The organism is Cognatiyoonia sp. IB215446, from assembly GCF_033963825.1.
Taxonomy (GTDB): Bacteria; Pseudomonadota; Alphaproteobacteria; order Rhodobacterales; family Rhodobacteraceae; genus Yoonia.
Genome location: NZ_JAXBMD010000006.1, coordinates 136,904 through 158,191, shown reverse-complemented (window position 1 = coordinate 158,191; position 21,288 = coordinate 136,904). Strand labels below are relative to the sequence as shown.

Here is a 21,288-nt window from a genome sequence, read left to right as displayed (position 1 = left end):
CGTCGGCATCCGCGATACGCAGAAGACGACCTGCACGGGTGTTGAGATGTTCCGCAAGCTGCTCGACAGCGGTGAAGCAGGCGACAACATCGGTGCGCTCCTGCGCGGCATCGACCGTGACGGTGTTGAGCGTGGTCAGGTGCTCTGCAAACCCGGCTCCGTGACGCCGCACACGAAGTTCGAGGCCGAAGCTTACATCCTGACCAAGGAAGAGGGCGGGCGCCACACGCCGTTCTTTGCGAACTACCGTCCGCAGTTCTACTTCCGCACGACAGACGTGACCGGCACGGTTGAGCTGCCCGCGGGCACCGAAATGGTGATGCCGGGCGACAACCTGAAGTTCAACGTGGAGCTGATCGCGCCGATCGCCATGGAAGACGGCCTGCGCTTCGCCATCCGCGAAGGTGGCCGGACCGTGGGGGCTGGGGTCGTCTCCAAAATTGTAGAGTAATCGACGATTAGCGAAACCACCCAGTGAGTGGCAGGCGTTTGCACCGCAAATGCCGAGAACTCACCCGGTAGCCATCCAAGGCGCAACGCCGTCCCGGACCCGATCCGGGACCTCCAAGAACAACAAAGGCCGCTTTAGGGGCGGCCTTTGTTTGTGTTGATTGCACACCAAATCCAATGCTCTAACCTTACAACAGAGGAGCTATTGGAGTCGCTTGTTTTGGAACTTAAAGAATTTGTAGTGTCCGCCATAAGCAGCATCTCGGATGCTATCGTTGAAGCTGATGCAACCATCAAGCAATCTGGCGGTCTGGTGAACCCTGGAACGCTGCAAGCCACCGGGCAAGGCAGCAATGAGTTTGTCAGGCCTCGAACCACGCTTAACTTTGATATTGCAGTAAGCGCCTCGACAAAAGGTGAGGCATCCGCTGGAGCAAAGGCTAAGATCTGGGTGATAGAGGCGTCAATTGATGGTGGGAAGGAGAGTACTAATCAAATGGTTTCGCGACTGACTTTTTCTTTGGATGTGGCATTGCAATCGGATGACTCTCAAGAGCAGAGGATTGGGAAGCTTCGCCGACCGAAGCCTGACTAGGTGCCAAGTTGAACGCATTATCCTTCTCTCTGCATCCGTAGCCGATTTCGATGCAAATTGTTCTTGACGAGTGCGCGAACCTAGTATCAACCTTTAGTTGAAGAATACTTTTGGTGATTGGTATGTTGAGATTTACAGCGCTTGTATTTGTGGTTTCCTTGACAGGATGCATTGACGCCGGAGACGTTCGGACTTCACTTCCTTCCAGAACAGAATGTGTGCCGATCTCTTTTTGCACATATAATTTCGGCGCCTTGACTCCCAAAGTAGAGCCTGCGGAGTACAGCGCCAAATTTCGTTACATAGCAGAATGGCCCGGAGTTATCATCGACAGCAGTATTCGCGATGAGGGTGGTAACGGCTACGTCGTTCCTGGTTTCGCAACAAAAGAGTCGGGTGCTGGCATCTGGTGGTACTGGATGATGAAGCGAGGAAATGAATTCAAGGGCTACGATCCGCAAGGCAGTGTTACATTGCGGCAGCTAGCAATGAATTATGCGGGTAGTACTGATCCTAGTAGCGCCTCAGTTCAAAACTATTTCATTGGATATTCTAGCCATGCTCCCAAGTACTTTCTGCGAGATGTTGGGCTTGATGACGAAGTCAGCTTGACCTCTCCTGATAACGTTTGGAACTTGGCTCGCACTATGTTTCATCACGAGGCTGGTATGCGTATTACAGACGATGTACTGTCTCGCAGCCAATTCGAGAAAGGGATTTCTCTTGCCGAGGCCCACATAGCTGGGCAACGAGTGTCCGTCGAAGACTTCATTGCCGAATGATCTATTGATGAACTCATACTGAATTAAGACAAACTGAATGCGTTTGATCTTTGGTTGGTAGTTCATCTTAGACCTTGGGAGATCAATTAATTCTCAAGACAACCCCCTTTACACCACCTCCGACTCCCCCTATACGCCGCTCATCCAACAAGGGTGCGCCATGCGCGCCCTTTCTCCATTGGACCAAGACGCGATGAGGGTGCCGGATGAGCTGGTATCGTCCAATCCGTTAGAACCCCAATCTAAGGGGCTCCATCATGGCGATTCAAAGCCAGAACATCCGTATCCGCCTCAAGGCGTTTGATTACCGGGTGCTTGATGCAAGCACACAGGAAATCGTCTCAACAGCCAAGCGTACCGGCGCTTCTGTCCGCGGCCCGATCCCGCTTCCCAACAAGATCGAAAAATTCACCGTTCTGCGTGGCCCCCACGTGGACAAGAAATCCCGCGATCAGTTCGAGATCCGCACGCACAAGCGCCTTCTCGATATCGTGGACCCGACACCGCAGACCGTGGACGCGCTGATGAAGCTCGACCTGGCTGCCGGTGTCGACGTTCAGATTTCCGTATAAGGAGTAGACCATATGCTCCGTACCGGACTTATCGCAAAGAAAGTCGGGATGACCCGGCTGTTCATGGAAGACGGCAAGCAGATCCCTGTGACTGTGCTGTCGCTGGAAAACCTGCAGGTTGTCGCACAGCGCACCGCTGAAAAGGACGGCTATGTCGCTGTTCAGCTGGGCGCCGGTGAGGCGAAGGCCAAGCGCACATCGAAGGCGATGCGCGGCCATTTTGCTGCGGCCAAGGTTGAGCCAAAGCGCAAGGTTGCCGAATTCCGCGTCGCCCCTGAGAACATGATCAATGTGGGTGAGACGCTGACCGCGAACCACTATTTCGAAGGGCAGTATGTGGACGTCTCTGGCACATCCATCGGTAAAGGTTTTGCCGGTGCGATGAAGCGCCACAACTTCGGTGGTCTACGCGCCTCGCACGGTGTATCGATCAGCCACCGCTCGCATGGTTCGACCGGCCAGTGTCAGGACCCCGGCAAGGTGTTCAAAGGCAAGAAGATGGCGGGTCACATGGGTGCGGCGAAAGTCACGACCCAGAACCTGCAGGTTGTGCGCACTGATGCCGACCGTGGCTTGATCATGGTCAAAGGCGCTGTGCCTGGTTCCAAAGGTGGCTGGGTGACGTTGAAGGACGCGGTCAAGAAGCCAACCCCTGAGAACGTGATTTACCCTGCTGGCCTGAAATCCATGGATGAAGAAGCCAAGCGTCTGGCCGAAGAAGCCGCCGCTGCCGCAGCTGCGGAAGAGGAAGCGGCTGCAAAGGCGGCTGCCGAGGCAGAACAGGCGGCGCTTGAAGCTGCCGAAGCCGAAGGAGGCGAGAACAATGAAGGCTGATGCCATCAAACTTGACGGCGGCAAGGCTGGTTCCGTCGATCTGAACGACGACATCTTCGGTCTGGAGCCGCGCAAGGACATCCTGCACCGCGTCGTCCGCTGGCAGCGCAACAAGGCCATGGCCGGTACGCATGACGTGCTGACACGGTCCGAGGTCAGCTATTCGACCAAGAAGATCTATCGCCAAAAGGGCACCGGTGGCGCACGCCACGGCTCGCGCGGCGCGCCGATCTTCCGCTCGGGTGGTATCTACAAGGGGCCGACGCCCCGCAGCCACGCCCATGACCTGCCGAAGAAATTCCGCAAGCTGGGTCTGAAGCACGCTTTGTCTGCCAAGCAGGCTGCCGGTGAGCTGGTTGTCGTGGACAGCATCGATGTGAAAGACGCCAAAACCGGTGCTCTGGCCAAGCAGGTCGGTGCATTGGGTTGGAAGCGTGCGCTGGTCATCGATGGGGCTGAAGTGAACGAGAACTTCAAGAAAGCCGCCCAAAATATCAAAACCTTGGACGTGCTGCCCAGCCAGGGTGCCAACGTCTATGACATCCTGCGGTCCGACACGCTCGTGCTGACCAAAGCAGGTGTCGCAGCACTGGAGGCTCGTTTGTCATGAGCGCGAAAGCAGAACATTACGACGTGATCCGCAAGCCGATTATTACCGAGAAATCCACAATGGCGTCCGAAAACGGGGCCGTTGTGTTCGAGGTAGCGATTGACAGCAATAAGCCACAGATCAAACAAGCCGTAGAGGCACTGTTTGGTGTGAAGGTGAAAGCAGTCAACACGACGATCACCAAAGGCAAGGTCAAGCGCTTCCGCGGCCAGTTGGGCAAGCGGAGCGACGTGAAAAAGGCCTATGTGACGCTCGAAGAGGGCAACACGATCGACGTATCCACCGGTCTTTAAGACCATCGGTCATCAATCCTTGAAAACCCCGGTCGTCGTCGCGGCCGGGATTTTCTTTCATTCGATCAATAACATTTCATTTTTAAAATGTTTTAGCATTGCTAGACTGTCGACATATCCAACAGAGGAGCGGCATATGACACGTAATCTAGCATCTTGGGACCGTATTGGACGACTGATACTGGGCGCCTTGCTGGTGCTTGGCGCATTGACGGGCACAATCGGTGTTTGGGGGTGGGTCGGACTGGTCCTGCTGGCCACGGCGGGCATGAACTTCTGCCCGCTTTATCGCATCTTCGGGTTTAAGACCTGCACGGATTGCTGATCCGAAAACAACCAAATGGCAAAGCCCTCGGCGACGGTCGGGGGCTTTTTCTTTGTGCGGAGTCGCGTTCCCGATAAGCTGGGTGGAGGAGGGTCCCCGATGCCGCATAAGATCTATAAAATGAGTTTTGCGAGCGTTTACCCGCATTACGTCGCCAAGGCGGAAAAGAAGGAACGGACCAAGGCGCAGGTGGATGAGCTGATCCACTGGCTGACCGGCTATGATGCAACGGGGCTGGACGCGGCGCTTGCGGATGAGCGCGATTTCGAAGCCTTCTTCGCCCACGCCCCCGCGCTGAACCCGAACCGCAAATTGATCAAAGGCGTGGTCTGCGGCGTGCGGGTGGAAGAGATCGTGGAGCCACTGATGCAAGAAATCCGCTACCTCGACAAACTGATCGACGAATTGGCGCGCGGGAAGAAGTTCGAGAATATCAAAAGGTGAGGGACCTTCCGTAGGGTGGGTGCCAACCCACCGCCATCTACCCAAACCCAAGCCGGGCGCGCGGCTGCCCGTGGGATGGCGTTGCAACGGTCTTGCAAAGTCACGCTATCGCAGCCGCGTACATCCCCCAAGTCAGCGGAGCGCATAGTACCCAAAGCGCCAGCCCGGCACTCCATACTCGTTTCGGCAGGACGTTGGAGATCGGCAAAGTTTGTGCGAACGAAGTAGGATCGTTTGATGTACGCCAGTGTCAACTATCTGTGCCAATCGGTCAAACAAGCAGTCAACGAAGGTCAACCAAAGTTGGAAATACTTGCGTGACTATGCACTTTAAAGCAGAGTAACTTGAAAATTTGCAACGGAACAGTTTTAATGAGTGATCAAAATCCTGAGCCAAGCATCTCAAATGGCGCATCACAATATTTTCAATCCTTTATTGACAATCGTGCGGCTACAATTGTGCTGCCCTTGGTGCCGGTATTTTTGGGCGTTATGCTTAAAGTTGCGCTGGTTGATAGTGTTACACTCCCGCCCTTCGAACACATGGTGGAGAATCATATTCGCGGTATTTGGCTTGAATTCATCTCAATTTCTTACATCGGTGCGTTGGCCTGGGGGTTTGGAAGATCAGGCGCTAACGATGCAGACTTAGGTAGAAAACTGGTGGTGCTCTGTGTTATACCTGCAATAATGTTTGTACTTTGTCTTTGTTTTTTTCTTGGTTTTCCTAAATTAGGGCTTGGTGCTCCGATGTTCACTATAGTGATTCCAGGAGTACTCGGTCTTGCCAGCCTGGTCTCCACCTCGCTTGCCATGAGGGAGTTTTCTAGTGGCAGAATCTGAGAAACGAGCAATGGACTTGCGTAGAAGTGTTGTGGTTGCCGCTAGGTCAATTGCCTCAGGCGCGTCCACTTCGATAATTATTTCGGCTTTGTTCATCGTGATAGTGGCCGCATTTTCGGAACGTAGCCTATCAGACCTATCCGATACTCTTAGCTACCTGTTTGCTAATGTTCCTTAGGTTGACACTTTGAGCATTTTCGCCGTTCACTTGGTGCGTCCTAAAACACTTGCCACCCCACCCAACCCCCACTATAAGCCGCCCATCGCAGTCACCCCGGATTCGTCCGGGGTGTTGTGATTTGAACCATTGGGGACCTTCGGGGCCCTTCACCACATAGGCCTCTCGAGAGGCCGCCAAGCAAACGGAAGAAGCTAACATGGCACTCAAGTCGTACAAACCGACGACGCCGGGCCAGCGTGGGCTGGTGCTGATCGACCGTTCGGAGCTTTGGAAAGGACGCCCTGTCAAGGCCCTCACCGAGGGTTTGACCAAGTCGGGCGGTCGGAACAATACCGGACGGATCACCATGCGTCGCATTGGTGGGGGCGCAAAGCGTCTCTACCGGATCGTCGATTTCAAGCGCAACAAGATGGATATGTCCGCTGTTGTCGCCCGCATCGAATATGACCCGAACCGGACCGCCTTCATCGCACTGATCCAGTACGAGGACGGCACCCAGAATTACATCCTTGCCCCGCAGCGTCTGGCTGTTGGTGACAAGGTGATCGCCTCGGCCAAGGCCGACATCAAGCCCGGCAACGCGATGCCTTTCTCAGGCATGCCTATCGGGACAATCGTGCACAATATCGAACTGAAGCCCGGAAAAGGCGGCCAGATCGCCCGTGCTGCTGGGACCTATGCCCAGTTCGTCGGTCGTGACGGTGGCTATGCCCAGATCCGTCTGTCTTCGGGTGAATTGCGCCTCGTTCGTCAGGAATGCATGGCGACGGTTGGTGCGGTGTCGAACCCCGACAACTCCAACCAGAACTTCGGTAAGGCCGGTCGCAACCGCCACAAGGGCATCCGCCCATCCGTCCGCGGTGTTGCGATGAACCCGATCGATCACCCGCATGGTGGTGGTGAAGGCCGCACATCCGGTGGCCGGACGCCTGTGACACCTTGGGGGAAAGACACCAAGGGTAAGCGCACCCGTAACAAGAACAAGGCAAGCCAGAAGCTGATCATCCGCTCGCGGCACGCCAAGAAGAAAGGCCGTTAAGATATGGCACGTTCCGTCTGGAAAGGCCCATTCGTCGACGCTTACGTCTTGAAAAAGGCCGAAGCTGCGCGCGAAAGCGGCCGCAACGAAGTGATCAAGATCTGGTCGCGTCGTTCTACCATCCTGCCTCAGTTCGTTGGGCTGACCTTCGGGGTCTACAACGGCAAGAAGCATATACCCGTCAACGTCACGGAAGACATGATTGGTCAGAAGTTCGGTGAATACTCACCAACCCGCACCTATTACGGTCACGCCGCTGACAAAAAAGCGAAGCGGAAGTAAGTCATGGGCAAGGAAAAGAACCCCCGCCGCGTGGCCGACAATGAAGCAATGGCAAAACTGCGCATGCTTCGCACGTCCCCGCAGAAACTGAACCTCGTCGCTGGCATGATCCGTGGCAAGAAGGTTGAAACGGCGCTGAATGATCTGACTTTCTCGAAAAAGCGGATCGCCGGTGACGTGAAGAAATGCCTTCAATCCGCCATCGCCAACGCAGAAAACAACCACAACCTGGACGTCGATGAACTTGTCGTCGCCGAGGCTTATGTGGGCAAAAACCTGATCATGAAACGCGGTCGCCCTCGCGCCCGTGGCCGGTTCGGCAAGATCATCAAGCCGTTCTCGGAAATCACCATCAAGGTGCGTCAGGTTGAGGAGCAAGCATAATGGGTAACAAAGTCAATCCCGTCGGTATGCGCCTGCAGGTCAATCGCACCTGGGACAGCCGCTGGTACGCCGACACCAAGGACTATGGCGATCTTTTGCTTGAAGACCTTGCCATCAAGGACTTCATCAAAAAGGAATGCGCCCAGTCCGGTGTGAGCCGCGTGATCATCGAACGTCCGCACAAGAAGTGCCGCGTGACGATCCACGCAGCGCGCCCCGGTGTGATCATCGGCAAAAAGGGTGCCGATATCGAAACACTGCGCAAGAAACTGGCCAATCTGACCACGTCAGAGCTGCACCTGAACATCGTTGAGGTCCGCAAGCCAGAGCTTGACGCGCAGCTGGTTGCCGAAAGCATCGGTCAGCAGCTGGAGCGTCGTGTGTCTTTCCGTCGCGCGATGAAGCGTGCGGTGCAGAACGCCATGCGCATGGGTGCCCTAGGCATCCGCGTGAACCTCGCCGGTCGTCTGGGCGGTGCCGAGATTGCGCGGACCGAATGGTACCGTGAAGGTCGCGTGCCGCTTCACACCCTGCGTGCTGACATCGACTATGCGCATTACGAGGCGTCCACGCCTTACGGCATCATCGGCATCAAGGTGTTCATCTACAAAGGTGACATCATGGAGCACGATCCGTCGGCGCATGACCGCAAACATGCTGAGCTGCAAGAGGGCGCTGTCCCTCGCGGCCCACGTCGCTAAGGAGACCTGAACAATGCTTCAGCCAAAGCGTACAAAATTCCGCAAGATGCACAAAGGGCGGATCAAGGGCCTCGCCAAGGGCGGTTCTGATCTGAACTTCGGCACTTACGGTCTGAAAGCCATTGAGCCCGAGCGGGTCACCGCCCGCCAGATCGAAGCCGCCCGCCGGGCCATGACGCGCCACATGAAGCGTCAGGGCCGGGTCTGGATCCGGATTTTCCCTGACCTGCCTGTGACCTCGAAGCCAATCGAGGTGCGGATGGGTAAAGGTAAGGGCTCGGTCGACTTCTGGGCCTGCAAGGTCAAGCCTGGCCGCGTCATGTTCGAAATCGACGGTGTGTCAGAAACCATCGCCCGCGAGGCCCTGCGCCTTGCAGCGATGAAACTGCCCGTCAAGACACGGACGGTGGTGCGCGAAGACTGGTAAACCGAAGATCCCTCTGGGATCGGCGGAAGAGGGGTAAGCGTTTGGCACAGCCAAATGCGGCCCGACCCGGTTAAGAATAAAGAACCCCGGTCGTGAAATCGACAGGGGTTCTTGTCTTTCGTCTCGTCAGCAGATTCAATTCCAGCTAACAGACGGTCATGACATACGACCCAAACAAATATCATTTCTTTTGGAGCGGTCCCTTCAGTCAATGGCAAAAGGGCAACTTTGAAATTGAAGGCGTTGAATTTGTGACGGCCGAACAGGCCATGATGCATCACAAGGCGCTTCTTTTTGGCGACCACGAGACCGCTCAGAAGATTCTCGCTACACACGATGCGGGCACGCAAAAGGCGTTGGGGAGGCAGGTCCGCAATTTCGTTGAAAGTACATGGGACCTGCACAAGGTCGACATCGTCAAACGTGCAAATCACGCAAAGTTCAGCCAGAACAAAGGCTTGAGGCGAAAGCTGTTCCAGACGGGAAATAAAGTTTTGGTCGAGGCAAGCCCGATGGATACGATTTGGGGTATCGGCTTGGATGAGGTGAAGGCACGCGAAATCGCACCCGAGTACTGGCCGGGTCAGAACCTCTTAGGAAATGTTCTGATGGAGGTGCGGCAGGAGTTACGAAGCGAGTTCCCGGACGAAGCTACGCACGTCGCCGCCGAATAGACCAAGGCTAGTGCTTCGTTATCATGTCGGATCTAACGCGCTTGGAGGCGAGCTGGCTTGGATCTGATCTGCCCGTCACGCGATACACCCCAAGATAACGCGACCAATTCTCTCCGTGACCCGCTAAAGCAACTGAGGTAGTGTCGACGAACCAGAAACAAGACCGGATTTCCAATGCCACTTGACCCCGGCGATCTTCTGTTTGTTGGTTGGGATAGTGACAACGATGATATCTCGTTTGTCGCGACAACAGACATTGCGGCGGGCGAGGTCATTTATTTCACCGATGATGAATGGGACGGCAGCGCGTTTCTCGGTACGGAGCAGCTGATCGAATGGACGGTCCCTGTCGGTGGTCTGCCCGCTGGTACCGTCGTGACTATCGACATGGATCCCGGTGCTGACACGATCAGTTTTGATAGCGGTGGGGATGTTGATTATCTCCGCGGCGGCTACAACATTGCTGGCCGGAATGAGATGTTCTGGGCGTTTCAGGGCACGCGCACCGGCAACACAGTCACGCCGACGGACTTTGTCGCTGTCATTGCGAACGAGGCGCAGGGCAGCAATACCCAAACCCCGAACCTTTCCGGCACAGGTCTCACGACCTCAAACGGTGCCATAATCATTGATGGTGATGAAGATTATATGGAGTGGACCGCTGATGGCGCATTGGCGGATCCTGTGGTCCGCGATGACCTGATTGCATCAATCTTAGATACTGACAACTGGACGACCGCTGATGGCGGCGGCAACAGCAATCCGCGTGGAACCGGCTTTGACTTTGACGTCCCAAGCATTGTCTGTTTCGCAGGTGGCACGTTGATTGAAACCCCGGACGGCTCACAGATTATCGATACGCTCAGGGTGGGTCAGCAGGTCAAACTGCTCTGCGGTCGTCTGGTGCCCATCCGGTGGATCGGGCAGCGTCATATCCGTGCTTCAGAACTCGCCCGGTCTCCAAAACTGCGCCCTGTCCGTATCAGTGCCGGGGCACTCGGGCGCGGCTTGCCGCATCGGGACCTTGTCGTGTCTCGCCAGCATCGCGTCCTTGTAACCTCAAGGATTGCACAAAGAATGGCTGGTCAGAGCAGTGTTTGGGTGCCGGCAATTGCATTGACTGAAATGGCAGGCATTGCTGTTGATGAGGGCCTGACGACACTGACCTATTATCATATTCTTTGTGACGATCACGAGGTGTTGGTGGCTGAGGGCGCACCTGCAGAAAGCCTCTACATTGGCCCTGAAGCAGTGAAAGCACTCAGCGCTTCAGGGCGCGCCGAAATCGCAGCCATCTTTCCTGATATCTTCGATCAGGCACCGTTCCATGGTGCGGCGCAGCTGAGCATGTCCCTAAGGCAGCAACGAAAACTGGTCCAACGCCACGTCAAGAACGACAAACCGCTGCTGGAATTGCTCGACTGTTGACGTGCGATTGTCAGGTATGTATCCGGCCCTGACTTAGGCGTAAATGATACGGTGTAAGCTCTCGCCACTCAGTCCCATTTGTAGTTGAAACTCACCGATATCCGCTCATCCTCTTCGGCCATGTTCATCGGCACCTCGTGCCGTAGCCAGCTTTCCCAGAGCAGGACATCGCCCGCTACAGGCTTGATGTAGATAAATGACCGCAATTCCTCTCGTGCCTCTTTCACGCGCGGTGGCGCTGCCATCATCATCGGCAGGCGCGGGTCCTCCAGCTTCAGCGCGCTCGCGCCGTCGGGCATCGCCACGTAGGTCGTCCCGCTTATGACCGAATGGGGATGGATGTGGCCGGTGTGGATGCCGCCGGGGGGCAGGATGTTGATCCAGATGTCCTCAAGCTGCAGCGTCTTCTCGCCAAGGTCGAACTGCAGATCCGCGGCAAAGGCGGCCACATGCGCATCCAACGCCTTGACCACATCGGCGAAGATCGGAAAGCGCCAGGGCAGGTCGGTCAGTGAGGCATAGGACGTATAGCCCGGATACCCGTTCTCTTCGCACCAAACCTGCCCGGCCTCGTCATCCTCGGCAATGCCATAGCAGGACCGTTTCAGCTCTGCCTGGTCAACATGTGCGCCGAGTTCTGATAGCCTGGCGTGATAAAGGCGGGTCGCAAAGAGCGATCTAATCTGTGACATGGATGCCTTCTTGTCAGAACCGATGGCGGGCGCAAGTGGCTTACGTAAAGTCAGGTGACAAAACGAATTTACACGCTCTTTACCATGGTTGGGAACAAATTCCTGCCACAGAACACGCGTAGCAAGCCGGGCACGAAGTTAACAAATACAAGGTAAGCCCATGCGCTTTATGCGATCTCTTCTTTTGACCTCCGGTCTTTGTGTTACTGCTGCCGCAGCTTCTGCTCAGGCCGTGACTTGCGGCCAGGATTACATCGTCCAACCTGGCGATTATCTCTCATCTATCGCGCAGCGGGCCTATGGCAGCACAGGCAGCTTCAATCTCATCTACAGCGCCAATGCCGAAGCAATCGGGCCAAATCCCGGGCTGATCAATGTAGGCGACCGCCTGTTTGTGCCTTGCATTGATGGCGATCTGGGACAGTCGGCGGCCAATGCCGCCGCGATCCGTGATGTGCAGACGACCGAACGCCTGCCAGCCCCTGCGGAAGACAAGCCGATCCGCGTGCTGACGGCCACAGGCTGGGCGCCGTTCATGGATGAAGATCAGGAACAGGGCGGCCTTTTGACCGAGATCATCAACCTGGCGTTGGAAAATGCTGACGGCAATCCGGAATACCAGATCGACTTCATCAACGACGATGGCGCGCATCTGAACCCGCTGATCGTGGACCATGCCTATGACATCAGTATCGGGTGGAGCCAACCGAATTGTGAGATCATGGACAAGCTGGAAGATGAATCGCAATTCCGCTGCAACAATCTCGACTTCAGCGACCCGATGTATGAGGAAGTGCTGGGCTATTACAGTCTCGCCTCTGATCCGGTCTTTGCGGACCATGCAGAGCTGAAGGGTCAGCGCATCTGCCGGGCCGAGGCGTTCACGCTCGCCCCGCTCGAAGGCGTTGATCTCGTCGAGCCTGCTATCAGCGTCGTGCGTGCACCGACGGCTGCGGATTGCGTCAACTTTATCCTCGAAGACAAGGCGGATGTTGCCCTTGTAGCCGTTGATGTGGCTGACGGACGGATCGCTGAGCTTGGTGCGGCATCACAGGTGCAGATGCACGAGGCGCTCACATTCGTTGACGTGCTTCACGCCGTGATCGCGAAAACGCATCCACAAAACGAAGAGATCCTGGCGACGGTGAATAGCGGTCTGAGCAACATCAAGGATTCCGGTCTGTGGTTCGCGACCGTTCGCCGGCATATGACGGCCTTCCGTGCGCTGAACCAGTAAGACACGGACTTGTCAGATAGACGCCTGCTCTTGAGAAAGAGCAGGCGTTTTTCTTTTGCTGGGAAACGGCAGAAAGTGAGTGCCGAAACCTTGGCACGAGCAGATCGTCTATTTGATCAATAGCCGCGCAGACCACATCGACAAAAGAAAACGCCCTCGGAAAACCGAGGGCGTTTCAAGTTCTAGGTAGGGTCAAACCTGCCGAAGCCTTATCCCTTTTCTTCGACGATCTCGACGAGGTGGGGGATGCTGTTGACCATGCCGCGCACGGATGGGGTGTCTTCCAGCTCACGCGTGCGGTTCATCTTGTTCAGGCCCAGGCCCACCAGCGTGGCACGCTGTTTGGCGGGGCGGCGGATCGGGGAGCCGATCTGCTTGACGACGATTGTTTTAGCCATCTCTTCGTCTCCTTAAGCTTCTGCTGCTTCAGCAGGGGCCTCGGCAACAGGCGCCTCGTCCCGCTTGGGCAGGATGTCAGCGACCTTCTTGCCACGACGCTGGGCCACGTTGCGTGGGCTTTGCTCTTTCTGCAGACCGTTCATCGTGGCGCGGATCATGTTGTAGGGGTTCTGCGAGCCGATGGACTTGGACACAACGTCCTTGACGCCCAGCATCTCAAACACGGCACGCATCGGACCACCGGCGATGATCCCGGTACCCTCAGGGGCAGTGCGCATCACAACCTTACCTGCGCCATGGCGGCCTTCCATATCGTGGTGCAGAGTCCGTCCGTCGCGCAGAGGCACACGGATCATCTGGCGCTTGGCTTGCTCAGTTGCCTTGCGGATCGCCTCGGGCACTTCCTTGGCCTTACCCTTGCCAAAACCCACGCGACCTTTCTGATCGCCGACAACAACCAGTGCGGCGAAACCGAAGTTCTTACCACCTTTGGTCGTCTTGGACACCCGGTTGATCGCGACCAGACGGTCGGCAAATTCGGGGGCCTGTTCTTCACGGTTGCGGCCACGGCCGCGGTTTTCACGTTCTGCCATTGATGGCATCCTTTTGTCATTGGGCTCCCGCCCGGTTGTCCAATCGCGGTGACCAAATGGTCCCGGATCATCGAGGGCGCGCCAAAAGGCGCACCCTACGCGCTTTAGATTTTCAAGCCACCTTCACGGGCCGCATCGGCCAAAGCCTTGATCTTACCGTGAAAGAGGAAGCCACCACGGTCGAAATAGGCAACCTCGACACCCGCTTTCTTCGCGCGCTCTGCAATTGCAGCGCCCACCTTGGAAGCGGCTTCGATGTTGTTCTTGCCGACCACGCCCAGATCTTTTTCGAGCGATGAGGCCGACGCGATTGTCACGCCGTTCACATCGTCGATCAGCTGGGCGCTGATGTTCTTGTTGGAACGGTGCACCGAAAGACGCGCACGCCCCTGGTTTGCCGTTACTTTGCGAAGCTTGTTCCGCACGCGCATACGGCGCTTGAGAAACAATTCTCTCTTGCTGTTTGCCATCTGTCCGGTCCTTACTTCTTCTTACCTTCCTTACGGAAGATATATTCGCCTTTGTACTTGATACCCTTGCCTTTATAGGGCTCGGGCTTGCGCCACTCGCGGATATTCGCCGCGACCTGGCCCACAAGCTGCTGGTCGATGCCTTCAACGATCACGTCCGTGGGCTTCGGGGCGGTGACAGTCACACCCTCGGGCACTTCGAAGTTCACGTCGTGGCTGTAACCCAGCGACAGTTTCAACACGTTACCCTGCATCTGCGCACGGTAACCAACACCCGACAGCTCCAGCTCTTTCTTGAAGCCGTTGGTGACGCCCTCAACAAGGTTGGCCACCTGCGTGCGGCTCATGCCCCATTGCTGACGCGCGCGCTTGGATTTGCCGCGCGGGTCTACCGTGATCGCATCACCGTTAACCGTGATGGTGACGTCGTCGGTCGCGGTAAAGCTGCGGGTGCCCTTGGGGCCCTTCACTTCAATGGTCTGACCTGACACGGATGCGGTCACACCCGATGGCAGCTCAACCGGTTTTTTCCCAATACGAGACATCGCGATCTCCTTAGAATACGGTGCAAAGCACTTCACCGCCCACATTGGCAGCGCGTGCATTCGCGTCCGACATCACACCCTTGGGGGTGGAGACAATCGACACACCCAGGCCCTGACGGACAGATGGGAGGTCCTGTGCGCCCAGGTAAACGCGACGGCCGGGCTTGGAAACCCGCTTGACTTCGCGAATGACAGGGGTGCCCTCGTAGTATTTCAGCTCAATGTTGAAAGCAGGATGGCCGTCTTTGCCGTCCTTCTTCTGGTAGCCGCGGATATAACCTTCGTCAGAAAGCACATCCAGAACCCAGCCACGCAGTTTCGACGCCGGTGTTTCCACCGAGGACTTGCCGCGCATCTGGCCGTTGCGGATACGTGTGAGCATATCACCGATAGGATCATTCATAAACGTATCTCCTTACCAGCTCGACTTGACCATGCCGGGGATTTCGCCGTTGGACCCAAGGTCCCGCAGCGCGATCCGGCTGATCTTCAGTTTACGGTAATAGGCGTGTGGACGCCCGGTGAGCTGGCAACGGTTGTGCAAACGTGTCGCCGAAGAGTTGCGGGGCAGTTTTGCCAATTCAAGGGATGCCTTGAACCGCTCTTCCACGGGCTTTTCACGGTCGTTGATGATTGCCTTCAGCGCTGCACGTTTCTCAGCGTATTGGGCGACCAGCTTTTCGCGCTTCTTTTCACGCGCGATCATGGATTTCTTAGCCATATCTAAATCTCCCTCACGCTTCAGCTGTTGAACGGCATGTTGAAGTGCTTCAACAGGCTCTTGGCTTCAGCGTCAGTGTTCGCTGTTGTGCAGATAACGATGTCCATGCCCCAGTTCTCATCGATCTTGTCAAAGTTGATCTCGGGGAACACCAGATGCTCTTTGATGCCGGTGGCATAGTTGCCGCGGCCATCGAAAGACTTGCCCGACACGCCGCGGAAGTCGCGGATACGTGGCATCGCAACGGTGATCAGACGGTCGAGGAATTCATACATCCGGTCGCCGCGCAGGGTCACTTTCGCACCCAAAGGCATGTCTTCACGTACCCGGAAACCCGCGATGGATTTCTTGGCCCGTGTCGTCATGGCCTTTTGACCAGCGATGGTTGTCAGATCTTCCTGAGCCGATTTTGCTTTCTTGCTGTCACGGACAGCTTCGGCACCACAACCGATGTTGAGAACGATTTTCTCAAGCTTCGGGATCTGCATGTCGTTCTTATAACCGAACTCTTCCTTCAGCGCGGCACGGATTTTGTTCACGTACTGCGTCTTCAGGCGGGGGGTGTAGTTTGCAGCATCAAGCATCAGATCGCATCCCCTGTTGTCTTGGCGTAACGCACCTTGTTGTCGCCATCCATACGGAAGCCGACGCGGGACGCTTTGCCGTTTGCATCAACAATGGCCAAGTTCGACAGGTCGATCGGCATCGCCTTTGGCGTGCGACCACCCTGGGACTGGGCAGATTGTTTCTGGTGGCGGATGGCGATGTTGATCCCGTCAACAACAGCCTTGCCGGCTTTCGGATCGACCGACGAAATCTCGCCCGTCTTGCCCTTGTCTTTGCCGGCCAGCACGATGACCTTGTCACCTTTGCGGAGTTTCGCAGCCATGATTACAGCACCTCCGGCGCGAGTGAGATGATCTTCATGAAGTTCTTGGCGCGCAGTTCGCGAACGACGGGCCCAAAAATCCGTGTGCCGATCGGTTCACCATTGTTGTTGAGGATGACAGCAGCGTTGCTGTCAAAACGGATGGAGGTGCCGTCTTCACGACGGACTTCCTTGGCGGTGCGGACGACAACGGCCTTGCGGACGTCACCCTTTTTCACACGACCACGTGGAATGGCTTCCTTCACCGATACGACGATAATGTCACCGACACTCGCGTAACGACGATGGGACCCACCCAGAACCTTGATGCACTGAACACGGCGTGCGCCGCTATTGTCAGCAACATCCAGATTGGTTTGCATCTGGATCATTTGGTTTCTCCCGACCTTTGGGGGGCGATGCGTGCCTTGTCCCCAGGGTTTCGATTAAACCGAGAGGTTATCGCTTAAGAAGCGATGACCTCCCAGCGTTTGGTCTTCGACTTTGGCGCACATTCCTGAATGCGGACGGTGTCACCAACGTTGAATGCGTTATTCTCGTCATGTGCGCGGTACTTCTTCGACTTACGCACGGTCTTCTGAAGCAGAGGATGCTTGAAACGACGCTCGACCTGAACAGTCACGGTCTGGGCGTTCTGGTTGCTTGTGACAACCCCTTGCAGGATACGCTTAGGCATAGATTAAGCCTCCTCAGCGGCCGCACGGGCCTTTTCGTTCAGAATGGTTTTGACCTTGGCAGCGTTGCGGCGGGCAGCGCGCATCGCGGCAGTATTCTCAAGCTGGCCTGTGGCCTGCTGGAAACGCAGGTTAAAGGCTTCTTTCTTCAGATTGACCAACTCTTCACGGAGCTGATCGGGCGTCTTCGCCCGCAGTTCATTGGCGTCCATCGGACGACTCCTTTTTTAACATCACCGGCAGGCCGCGCGTAGCGTCACCCGATTCCCGGTGGAGTGGGTGTAGAAGTGGGCCGTATAGGGGGATGGGGAGAGGTTGGCAAGATCATTATTGCGGCCAGTTGATGTACCATTCATACCAGACGTGTGTTTCCGTTGATACGGAACACCGAGGACTCAGCATAATGAACGAAATTCGCCAAATGGGCCGCCTACTAACGGTTTCGGAAAACTACGTGAGCTTTGGTGTGACGGTCGGCAACAAGAAGGGTTTGCACGCACGCGCGTCCGCAAAGCTGGTCCGGCTGGTCGAAAGCTACATGCATTCTTCGGGGCAGGCTGTTTACATTGCCGCGCCAGCGGGGAACGGTGACGACTCCGCTGCATACGCCGATCATGTATTTGGCGAAGTTTCAGACTTCATGATGTCAGCACTATTGTTGGGCGCAAGCCTCGGTACAACATTGGATGTCGTGGTGACCGGCCCAGGTGCCAACGAGCTCGCCGCTGCTATCAAGGATCTGTTCCAAGACCGTTTTGGGGAGTATCAATGAGTTGATGTCGTCCGAGCTTCTAATTCAACTGGTCGCACCATTTGTCGCGATACTCATTGCTATACTGACGACCGTGTCAAACCTCATTGACCGTAGGCGTTCGCATCGACTTGAGAAGGACAGGCTAGACCATGACAGAAAGGTGTTGATCACTCAGTCAACCGGCTATTTCTTGGACAAGTACGACTTCACAAAGCTTTTGCTAAGCAAGCTGAGTAAGCTTTCTCGACAGTCCTCCGATCTGGAAGGGCGTCTTGCCGTCAAAGTGGAAGAAGGTTTGAAGGCGCTGCCAGCAGCAAAAGCAGACATAGAAGCGACGGTGCAAGACATCTTCCACAGTGTCGTTGACAATCAACTTCTCTTGACAGAACGAAGTCACAAATTGGTTACGGAAAAACTTCTCGCAAAACTGGGGGAAGTCATCAAAGCGTCATCCCAAGAGGAAGCGATTGATGTAAACATTATTAAGCTGAGAGAAATGCGCTCGGTGGTCGAACAACTGAAGGTGCTCGTGAGGCAAGAGTTCGAGCAAGTGACAAACTCGGTCTTAACGAATGATCTTGTTCAGGCTAGTGCGACGGATAATTGAAGAAACACTCATTGAGATCAACCAGCCAAGATAACTCGTCTGGTTGAGCACTCCGCTCAGCATTCTGGTACACTGCGGTCCCGGACTCGATCCGGGACCTTCCGCAAAGCCACCGCACAAGTTTACGTACAGAAATGTACAGCTTCTGTACGGGTTCTGTACGCGGATTTCCTGCCCCAAAGTCTCCCCTTGATCCGTTCCCGCCGCCCGTCTATACGCCGCTGGTCGGTTCGAAAACCGATTCATATTGTAACGCCGTGTTTGGCCGCTCCCGTCGCTGGGGGCCAATTCCGGCATAAGGAGAAGCGACATGAAACTGCACGAACTATCCGATAACGAAGGCGCCACCACGCGCAAGAAACGCATCGGCCGTGGTCCGGGCTCCGGCAAAGGTAAGACCGGTGGCCGTGGTATCAAAGGTCAGAAATCACGTTCCGGTGTGGCGATCAAAGGCTATGAAGGCGGTCAGATGCCGCTCTATCAACGCCTGCCAAAGCGCGGGTTCAACAAGCCCAACCGCAAGGCATTTGCCGTTGTAAATCTGGGACTTATCCAGAAATTCATCGACGAAGGCAAGCTCGACGCCAAGGCTGACATTACTGAGGACGCGCTGGTCGCCTCCGGTCTGGTTCGCCGCAAAAAGGACGGCATCCGCGTGCTGGCCAAGGGTGATTTCACGGCCAAGGCTAACATCACCGTCACCGGCGCCTCCAAAGGTGCTGTCGAGGCTGTTTCGAAAGCGGGCGGTTCACTCACCGTCACAACTCCGGCAGCGGCAGAGTAACACCTTGTGAGCGGCAGGCCTGTCGCTTACATACCCACCCAAGTGTTCCCAGACGCCGCTGACCGGGAAACCGATCCGCGGCGTTTCATGTAAAAAGAGACCCATATGGCTTCTGCAGCAGAGCAAATGGCCGCCAATGTCAGTTGGAGCGCCTTTGGCAAAGCAACTGAATTGCGCCAGCGCATCCTCTTCACCATCGGCCTTCTGATCATCTACCGTCTGGGAACCTTCATTCCCGTTCCCGGTATCGATGGGGTTGCCCTGCAGCAATTCATGGAAGACGCGCAAGCGGGCATCGGCGGGATCCTGTCGATGTTCACCGGCGGCGCGCTCAGCCGGATGGCGATCTTTACGCTGGGGATCATGCCCTACATCTCGGCCTCGATCGTGATGCAGCTGATGGGATCCATGTGGGAGCCGCTGAAGGCGCTGAAGAAAGAAGGTGAAGCCGGGCGGCGCAAGCTGAACCAATATACGCGCTACGGCACGGTGATCTTGGCCACCGCGCAATCCTATGGCCTTGCGATCAGTCTTGAGGCCGGTGGGCTTGCGGCTGATCCCGGTTTCTTCTTCCAGGCGTCCACTGTCATCACCATCGTGGGCGGCTGTATGTTCCTGATGTGGCTGGGTGAGCAAATCACCGCACGTGGCATTGGCAACGGTATCTCGCTGATCATCTTTGTCGGCATCATCGCCGAAATCCCTGCCGCTTTGGCGCAATTCCTCAGCCAAGGTCGTTCGGGTGCGATCAGCCCTGCAGTGGTCATCGGCATCATTGTGATGCTCGCCGTTGTTCTGACCTTTGTGGTCTTCATGGAGCGCAGCTTGCGGAAAATCCACATTCAATATCCGCGCCAGCAGCGCGGCATGAAGGTCTATGACGGCTCGACAAGCCACCTGCCAATCAAGGTGAACCCGGCCGGTGTGATCCCGGCGATCTTTGCGTCGGCGCTGTTGCTGCTGCCCACCACAGTGAGCACATTCAGCGGTGGTTCGACCAGCCCGGTCATGTCTGCCCTTTTGGCTTATTTCGGTCCGGGCCAGCCGCTGTATTTGATTTTCTTTGGCGGCATGATCATCTTTTTCACCTACTTCTACACCCGCGAAGTGGCGTTCAAGACCGAGGATGTGGCAGAGAACCTCAAGAACCAGAACGGGTTCATTCCCGGCATCCGTCCCGGAAAGAAGACCGAGGAATATCTGGATTACGTGGTGACCCGCGTGCTGGTTCTAGGCTCCGGATATCTCGCCTTGGTGGCACTTCTGCCCGAGATTATCCGCGCCGAACTGGCCATTCCGTTCTACTTTGGCGGTACATCGATCCTGATTATTGTGTCAGTGGGTATGGACACGATCCAACAAATCCAGTCTCATCTGGTGGCACATCAATACGAAGGCCTGATTGAGAAGTCTCAATTGCGTGGCAAGCGTAATGGAAAACGTAAAGGGCCATCGCGTCGATGAATATAATACTGCTGGGCCCGCCAGGGGCGGGGAAGGGGACCCAAGCACAAAGGCTTGTGGCTGAGCGGAACATGGTGCAGCTCAGCACCGGTGATATGCTGCGGGCCGCCCGCACAAGCGGCACCGAAATGGGCAAGATGGTGGCCGAGGTCATGGACCGTGGCGACCTTGTGACCGATGAGATCGTGATCGGCCTGATCCGCGAAAAGCTGGAGGCCGACGATGGGGCCAGCGGTTACATCTTTGATGGTTTTCCACGCACATTGGCCCAAGCTGACGCGCTGGGTCGTTTGCTTGTCGATATGGGTGAAAACCTCGATGCGGTGATTGAACTGCAGGTCGAAGATGACGTCTTGGTGGAACGGATTGTTGGTCGCGCGAAAGAGGCCGAGGCGGCAGGGCAGCCCGTGCGTGCTGACGACAACGAAGAAAGCCTGCGCACGCGCTTGATGGCATACTACAAGCAGACCAGTCCTCTGGTAGGGTACTACTACGCCAAGGGTGATCTGAAATCCGTGGACGGTCTGGCCAGCATGGACGACGTGGCCAAGAGCATTGCGGACGCGCTCGCTTAAACATCGGGCACCGGACACAG

35 protein-coding genes are annotated in these 21,288 nt (G+C 56.0%); 23 read left to right on the top strand and 12 right to left on the bottom strand.

Annotated elements, in window-relative coordinates:
- The 17 genes from SLH49_RS19450 to SLH49_RS19370 form a co-directional block, all read left to right on the top strand.
- A partial coding sequence (locus tag SLH49_RS19450; RefSeq protein ID WP_413785312.1) for an EF-Tu/IF-2/RF-3 family GTPase occupies window positions 1-451 on the top strand: 451 nt, incomplete at its 5' end.
- A 147-nt stretch (window positions 452-598) separates the two neighbouring features.
- Entirely contained in the window at window positions 599-1,045 is a 447-nt protein-coding gene (locus SLH49_RS19445; protein ID WP_320270810.1) for a hypothetical protein, read from the top strand.
- A 122-nt stretch (window positions 1,046-1,167) separates the two neighbouring features.
- Window positions 1,168-1,827, top strand: a complete 660-nt coding sequence (locus SLH49_RS19440; protein WP_320270809.1) for a hypothetical protein — start codon at window positions 1,168-1,170, stop codon at window positions 1,825-1,827.
- A 263-nt stretch (window positions 1,828-2,090) separates the two neighbouring features.
- Complete coding sequence (gene rpsJ / locus SLH49_RS19435) at window positions 2,091-2,399, top strand: 30S ribosomal protein S10 (RefSeq protein ID WP_320241480.1); 309 nt, start codon at window positions 2,091-2,093, stop codon at window positions 2,397-2,399.
- Between the two features lie 12 nt (window positions 2,400-2,411).
- Window positions 2,412-3,233: a 50S ribosomal protein L3 gene (gene rplC, locus SLH49_RS19430; protein ID WP_320270808.1), complete on the top strand. Its 822-nt coding sequence runs from the start codon at window positions 2,412-2,414 to the stop codon at window positions 3,231-3,233.
- Complete coding sequence (gene rplD / locus SLH49_RS19425) at window positions 3,223-3,843, top strand: 50S ribosomal protein L4 (protein ID WP_320241205.1); 621 nt, start codon at window positions 3,223-3,225, stop codon at window positions 3,841-3,843. The genes rplC and rplD overlap by 11 nt, the downstream gene beginning before the upstream one ends.
- Window positions 3,840-4,136 (top strand): 50S ribosomal protein L23, encoded by a 297-nt coding sequence (locus SLH49_RS19420; RefSeq protein WP_320241208.1) that lies wholly within the window; start codon window positions 3,840-3,842, stop codon window positions 4,134-4,136. Before rplD ends, SLH49_RS19420 begins: the two co-directional genes overlap by 4 nt.
- Window positions 4,137-4,272: 136 nt before the next feature.
- A complete protein-coding gene (locus SLH49_RS19415) occupies window positions 4,273-4,461 on the top strand; it encodes a DUF2892 domain-containing protein (protein ID WP_320270807.1) in 189 nt (62 codons plus the stop codon).
- Window positions 4,462-4,560: 99 nt separating this feature from the next.
- Window positions 4,561-4,905 carry a DUF2200 domain-containing protein gene (locus SLH49_RS19410; protein ID WP_320270806.1) on the top strand — a complete coding sequence of 115 codons (345 nt, stop codon included), beginning with the start codon at window positions 4,561-4,563 and terminating at the stop codon, window positions 4,903-4,905.
- 372 nt (window positions 4,906-5,277) lie between these two features.
- Window positions 5,278-5,748 carry a hypothetical protein gene (locus SLH49_RS19405; RefSeq protein WP_320270805.1) on the top strand — a complete coding sequence of 157 codons (471 nt, stop codon included), beginning with the start codon at window positions 5,278-5,280 and terminating at the stop codon, window positions 5,746-5,748.
- Window positions 5,749-6,125: 377 nt separating this feature from the next.
- Window positions 6,126-6,968 carry a 50S ribosomal protein L2 gene (gene rplB / locus SLH49_RS19400; protein WP_320241212.1) on the top strand — a complete coding sequence of 281 codons (843 nt, stop codon included), beginning with the start codon at window positions 6,126-6,128 and terminating at the stop codon, window positions 6,966-6,968.
- 3 nt (window positions 6,969-6,971) lie between these two features.
- Complete coding sequence (gene rpsS / locus SLH49_RS19395; RefSeq protein ID WP_045997910.1) at window positions 6,972-7,250, top strand: 30S ribosomal protein S19; 279 nt, start codon at window positions 6,972-6,974, stop codon at window positions 7,248-7,250.
- A 3-nt stretch (window positions 7,251-7,253) separates the two neighbouring features.
- Window positions 7,254-7,634, top strand: coding sequence for a 50S ribosomal protein L22 (rplV, locus tag SLH49_RS19390; protein WP_320270804.1), 381 nt, complete (start codon window positions 7,254-7,256; stop codon window positions 7,632-7,634).
- A complete protein-coding gene (gene rpsC / locus SLH49_RS19385; protein ID WP_320241218.1) occupies window positions 7,634-8,335 on the top strand; it encodes a 30S ribosomal protein S3 in 702 nt (233 codons plus the stop codon). Before rplV ends, rpsC begins: the two co-directional genes overlap by 1 nt.
- Window positions 8,336-8,348: 13 nt before the next feature.
- Complete coding sequence (gene rplP / locus SLH49_RS19380; protein ID WP_320270803.1) at window positions 8,349-8,762, top strand: 50S ribosomal protein L16; 414 nt, start codon at window positions 8,349-8,351, stop codon at window positions 8,760-8,762.
- 158 nt (window positions 8,763-8,920) lie between these two features.
- Window positions 8,921-9,436, top strand: a complete 516-nt coding sequence (locus SLH49_RS19375) for an NADAR family protein (protein WP_320270802.1) — start codon at window positions 8,921-8,923, stop codon at window positions 9,434-9,436.
- Window positions 9,437-9,610: 174 nt separating this feature from the next.
- Window positions 9,611-10,864: a Hint domain-containing protein gene (locus tag SLH49_RS19370; RefSeq protein WP_320270801.1), complete on the top strand. Its 1,254-nt coding sequence runs from the start codon at window positions 9,611-9,613 to the stop codon at window positions 10,862-10,864.
- A 68-nt stretch (window positions 10,865-10,932) separates the two neighbouring features.
- Here SLH49_RS19370 and SLH49_RS19365 read toward each other — a convergent pair whose 3' ends face one another.
- Window positions 10,933-11,556 (bottom strand): TIGR02466 family protein, encoded by a 624-nt coding sequence (locus SLH49_RS19365; protein WP_320270800.1) that lies wholly within the window; start codon window positions 11,554-11,556, stop codon window positions 10,933-10,935.
- 160 nt (window positions 11,557-11,716) lie between these two features.
- Here SLH49_RS19365 and SLH49_RS19360 point away from each other — a divergent pair, with 160 nt between their 5' ends.
- Window positions 11,717-12,793, top strand: coding sequence for a LysM peptidoglycan-binding domain-containing protein (locus SLH49_RS19360; protein WP_320270799.1), 1,077 nt, complete (start codon window positions 11,717-11,719; stop codon window positions 12,791-12,793).
- 209 nt (window positions 12,794-13,002) lie between these two features.
- On the opposite strand, the gene rpmD is transcribed toward SLH49_RS19360, so the two are convergent.
- The 11 genes from rpmD to rpmC all read right to left on the bottom strand — a co-directional run bounded on the left by rpmD (window position 13,003) and on the right by rpmC (window position 17,296).
- Entirely contained in the window at window positions 13,003-13,191 is a 189-nt protein-coding gene (gene rpmD / locus SLH49_RS19355) for a 50S ribosomal protein L30 (protein WP_320241227.1), read from the bottom strand.
- 12 nt (window positions 13,192-13,203) lie between these two features.
- Window positions 13,204-13,785, bottom strand: a complete 582-nt coding sequence (gene rpsE / locus SLH49_RS19350) for a 30S ribosomal protein S5 (RefSeq protein WP_320241228.1) — start codon at window positions 13,783-13,785, stop codon at window positions 13,204-13,206.
- A 104-nt stretch (window positions 13,786-13,889) separates the two neighbouring features.
- Window positions 13,890-14,255, bottom strand: a complete 366-nt coding sequence (gene rplR / locus SLH49_RS19345; RefSeq protein ID WP_320270798.1) for a 50S ribosomal protein L18 — start codon at window positions 14,253-14,255, stop codon at window positions 13,890-13,892.
- Between the two features lie 11 nt (window positions 14,256-14,266).
- Window positions 14,267-14,800: a 50S ribosomal protein L6 gene (gene rplF, locus SLH49_RS19340; protein WP_320270797.1), complete on the bottom strand. Its 534-nt coding sequence runs from the start codon at window positions 14,798-14,800 to the stop codon at window positions 14,267-14,269.
- 10 nt (window positions 14,801-14,810) lie between these two features.
- Window positions 14,811-15,203: a 30S ribosomal protein S8 gene (rpsH, locus tag SLH49_RS19335; RefSeq protein WP_320241231.1), complete on the bottom strand. Its 393-nt coding sequence runs from the start codon at window positions 15,201-15,203 to the stop codon at window positions 14,811-14,813.
- Window positions 15,204-15,215: 12 nt separating this feature from the next.
- Window positions 15,216-15,521, bottom strand: coding sequence for a 30S ribosomal protein S14 (gene rpsN / locus SLH49_RS19330; protein WP_320241232.1), 306 nt, complete (start codon window positions 15,519-15,521; stop codon window positions 15,216-15,218).
- 20 nt (window positions 15,522-15,541) lie between these two features.
- A complete protein-coding gene (gene rplE / locus SLH49_RS19325; protein WP_320270796.1) occupies window positions 15,542-16,105 on the bottom strand; it encodes a 50S ribosomal protein L5 in 564 nt (187 codons plus the stop codon).
- On the bottom strand, window positions 16,105-16,410 hold the full coding sequence (rplX, locus tag SLH49_RS19320; RefSeq protein ID WP_320270795.1) for a 50S ribosomal protein L24: 306 nt from the start codon (window positions 16,408-16,410) through the stop codon (window positions 16,105-16,107). The genes rplE and rplX overlap by 1 nt, the downstream gene beginning before the upstream one ends.
- 2 nt (window positions 16,411-16,412) lie before the next feature.
- On the bottom strand, window positions 16,413-16,781 hold the full coding sequence (rplN, locus tag SLH49_RS19315; protein ID WP_320241237.1) for a 50S ribosomal protein L14: 369 nt from the start codon (window positions 16,779-16,781) through the stop codon (window positions 16,413-16,415).
- Window positions 16,782-16,855: 74 nt separating this feature from the next.
- A complete protein-coding gene (rpsQ, locus tag SLH49_RS19310; protein WP_019953317.1) occupies window positions 16,856-17,086 on the bottom strand; it encodes a 30S ribosomal protein S17 in 231 nt (76 codons plus the stop codon).
- 3 nt (window positions 17,087-17,089) lie between these two features.
- Window positions 17,090-17,296, bottom strand: a complete 207-nt coding sequence (rpmC, locus tag SLH49_RS19305; RefSeq protein WP_320241242.1) for a 50S ribosomal protein L29 — start codon at window positions 17,294-17,296, stop codon at window positions 17,090-17,092.
- Between the two features lie 191 nt (window positions 17,297-17,487).
- Between rpmC and SLH49_RS19300 the strand changes: the two genes are divergently transcribed.
- From SLH49_RS19300 to SLH49_RS19280, 5 genes are all read left to right on the top strand, one after another.
- Entirely contained in the window at window positions 17,488-17,856 is a 369-nt protein-coding gene (locus tag SLH49_RS19300) for an HPr family phosphocarrier protein (RefSeq protein WP_320270794.1), read from the top strand.
- A 4-nt stretch (window positions 17,857-17,860) separates the two neighbouring features.
- A complete protein-coding gene (locus tag SLH49_RS19295) occupies window positions 17,861-18,445 on the top strand; it encodes a hypothetical protein (protein WP_320270793.1) in 585 nt (194 codons plus the stop codon).
- A gap of 310 nt (window positions 18,446-18,755) precedes the next feature.
- On the top strand, window positions 18,756-19,229 hold the full coding sequence (rplO, locus tag SLH49_RS19290) for a 50S ribosomal protein L15 (protein ID WP_320270792.1): 474 nt from the start codon (window positions 18,756-18,758) through the stop codon (window positions 19,227-19,229).
- Between the two features lie 105 nt (window positions 19,230-19,334).
- Window positions 19,335-20,693, top strand: a complete 1,359-nt coding sequence (gene secY / locus SLH49_RS19285) for a preprotein translocase subunit SecY (protein WP_320270791.1) — start codon at window positions 19,335-19,337, stop codon at window positions 20,691-20,693.
- Window positions 20,690-21,268: an adenylate kinase gene (locus SLH49_RS19280; protein ID WP_320241250.1), complete on the top strand. Its 579-nt coding sequence runs from the start codon at window positions 20,690-20,692 to the stop codon at window positions 21,266-21,268. Before secY ends, SLH49_RS19280 begins: the two co-directional genes overlap by 4 nt.
- The last annotated feature ends 20 nt before the right edge of the window (window positions 21,269-21,288 follow it).

Coding starts and splice junctions, on each gene's coding strand:
- rpsN (WP_320241232.1), bottom strand. CDS start 15,521: ATGGCTAAGAAATCCATGATCGCGCGTGAAAAGAAGCGCGAAAAGCTG.
- rpsQ (WP_019953317.1), bottom strand. CDS start 17,086: ATGCCTAAGCGTATCCTGCAAGGGGTTGTCACAAGCAACCAGAACGCC.
- secY (WP_320270791.1), top strand. CDS start 19,335: ATGGCTTCTGCAGCAGAGCAAATGGCCGCCAATGTCAGTTGGAGCGCC.
- rplB (WP_320241212.1), top strand. CDS start 6,126: ATGGCACTCAAGTCGTACAAACCGACGACGCCGGGCCAGCGTGGGCTG.
- SLH49_RS19420 (WP_320241208.1), top strand. CDS start 3,840: ATGAGCGCGAAAGCAGAACATTACGACGTGATCCGCAAGCCGATTATT.
- SLH49_RS19415 (WP_320270807.1), top strand. CDS start 4,273: ATGACACGTAATCTAGCATCTTGGGACCGTATTGGACGACTGATACTG.
- rplC (WP_320270808.1), top strand. CDS start 2,412: ATGCTCCGTACCGGACTTATCGCAAAGAAAGTCGGGATGACCCGGCTG.
- SLH49_RS19370 (WP_320270801.1), top strand. CDS start 9,611: ATGCCACTTGACCCCGGCGATCTTCTGTTTGTTGGTTGGGATAGTGAC.
- rpsC (WP_320241218.1), top strand. CDS start 7,634: ATGGGTAACAAAGTCAATCCCGTCGGTATGCGCCTGCAGGTCAATCGC.
- rplX (WP_320270795.1), bottom strand. CDS start 16,410: ATGGCTGCGAAACTCCGCAAAGGTGACAAGGTCATCGTGCTGGCCGGC.
- SLH49_RS19405 (WP_320270805.1), top strand. CDS start 5,278: ATGAGTGATCAAAATCCTGAGCCAAGCATCTCAAATGGCGCATCACAA.
- rplR (WP_320270798.1), bottom strand. CDS start 14,255: ATGGCAAACAGCAAGAGAGAATTGTTTCTCAAGCGCCGTATGCGCGTG.
- rpsH (WP_320241231.1), bottom strand. CDS start 15,203: ATGAATGATCCTATCGGTGATATGCTCACACGTATCCGCAACGGCCAG.
- rplV (WP_320270804.1), top strand. CDS start 7,254: ATGGGCAAGGAAAAGAACCCCCGCCGCGTGGCCGACAATGAAGCAATG.
- SLH49_RS19280 (WP_320241250.1), top strand. CDS start 20,690: ATGAATATAATACTGCTGGGCCCGCCAGGGGCGGGGAAGGGGACCCAA.
- rplO (WP_320270792.1), top strand. CDS start 18,756: ATGAAACTGCACGAACTATCCGATAACGAAGGCGCCACCACGCGCAAG.
- rpmC (WP_320241242.1), bottom strand. CDS start 17,296: ATGGACGCCAATGAACTGCGGGCGAAGACGCCCGATCAGCTCCGTGAA.
- SLH49_RS19410 (WP_320270806.1), top strand. CDS start 4,561: ATGCCGCATAAGATCTATAAAATGAGTTTTGCGAGCGTTTACCCGCAT.
- rplD (WP_320241205.1), top strand. CDS start 3,223: ATGAAGGCTGATGCCATCAAACTTGACGGCGGCAAGGCTGGTTCCGTC.
- rpmD (WP_320241227.1), bottom strand. CDS start 13,191: ATGGCTAAAACAATCGTCGTCAAGCAGATCGGCTCCCCGATCCGCCGC.
- rplN (WP_320241237.1), bottom strand. CDS start 16,781: ATGATCCAGATGCAAACCAATCTGGATGTTGCTGACAATAGCGGCGCA.
- SLH49_RS19295 (WP_320270793.1), top strand. CDS start 17,861: ATGTCGTCCGAGCTTCTAATTCAACTGGTCGCACCATTTGTCGCGATA.
- SLH49_RS19440 (WP_320270809.1), top strand. CDS start 1,168: ATGTTGAGATTTACAGCGCTTGTATTTGTGGTTTCCTTGACAGGATGC.
- SLH49_RS19360 (WP_320270799.1), top strand. CDS start 11,717: ATGCGCTTTATGCGATCTCTTCTTTTGACCTCCGGTCTTTGTGTTACT.
- rplP (WP_320270803.1), top strand. CDS start 8,349: ATGCTTCAGCCAAAGCGTACAAAATTCCGCAAGATGCACAAAGGGCGG.
- SLH49_RS19375 (WP_320270802.1), top strand. CDS start 8,921: ATGACATACGACCCAAACAAATATCATTTCTTTTGGAGCGGTCCCTTC.
- rplF (WP_320270797.1), bottom strand. CDS start 14,800: ATGTCTCGTATTGGGAAAAAACCGGTTGAGCTGCCATCGGGTGTGACC.
- rpsS (WP_045997910.1), top strand. CDS start 6,972: ATGGCACGTTCCGTCTGGAAAGGCCCATTCGTCGACGCTTACGTCTTG.
- SLH49_RS19365 (WP_320270800.1), bottom strand. CDS start 11,556: ATGTCACAGATTAGATCGCTCTTTGCGACCCGCCTTTATCACGCCAGG.
- SLH49_RS19300 (WP_320270794.1), top strand. CDS start 17,488: ATGAACGAAATTCGCCAAATGGGCCGCCTACTAACGGTTTCGGAAAAC.
- rpsE (WP_320241228.1), bottom strand. CDS start 13,785: ATGGCAGAACGTGAAAACCGCGGCCGTGGCCGCAACCGTGAAGAACAG.
- rplE (WP_320270796.1), bottom strand. CDS start 16,105: ATGCTTGATGCTGCAAACTACACCCCCCGCCTGAAGACGCAGTACGTG.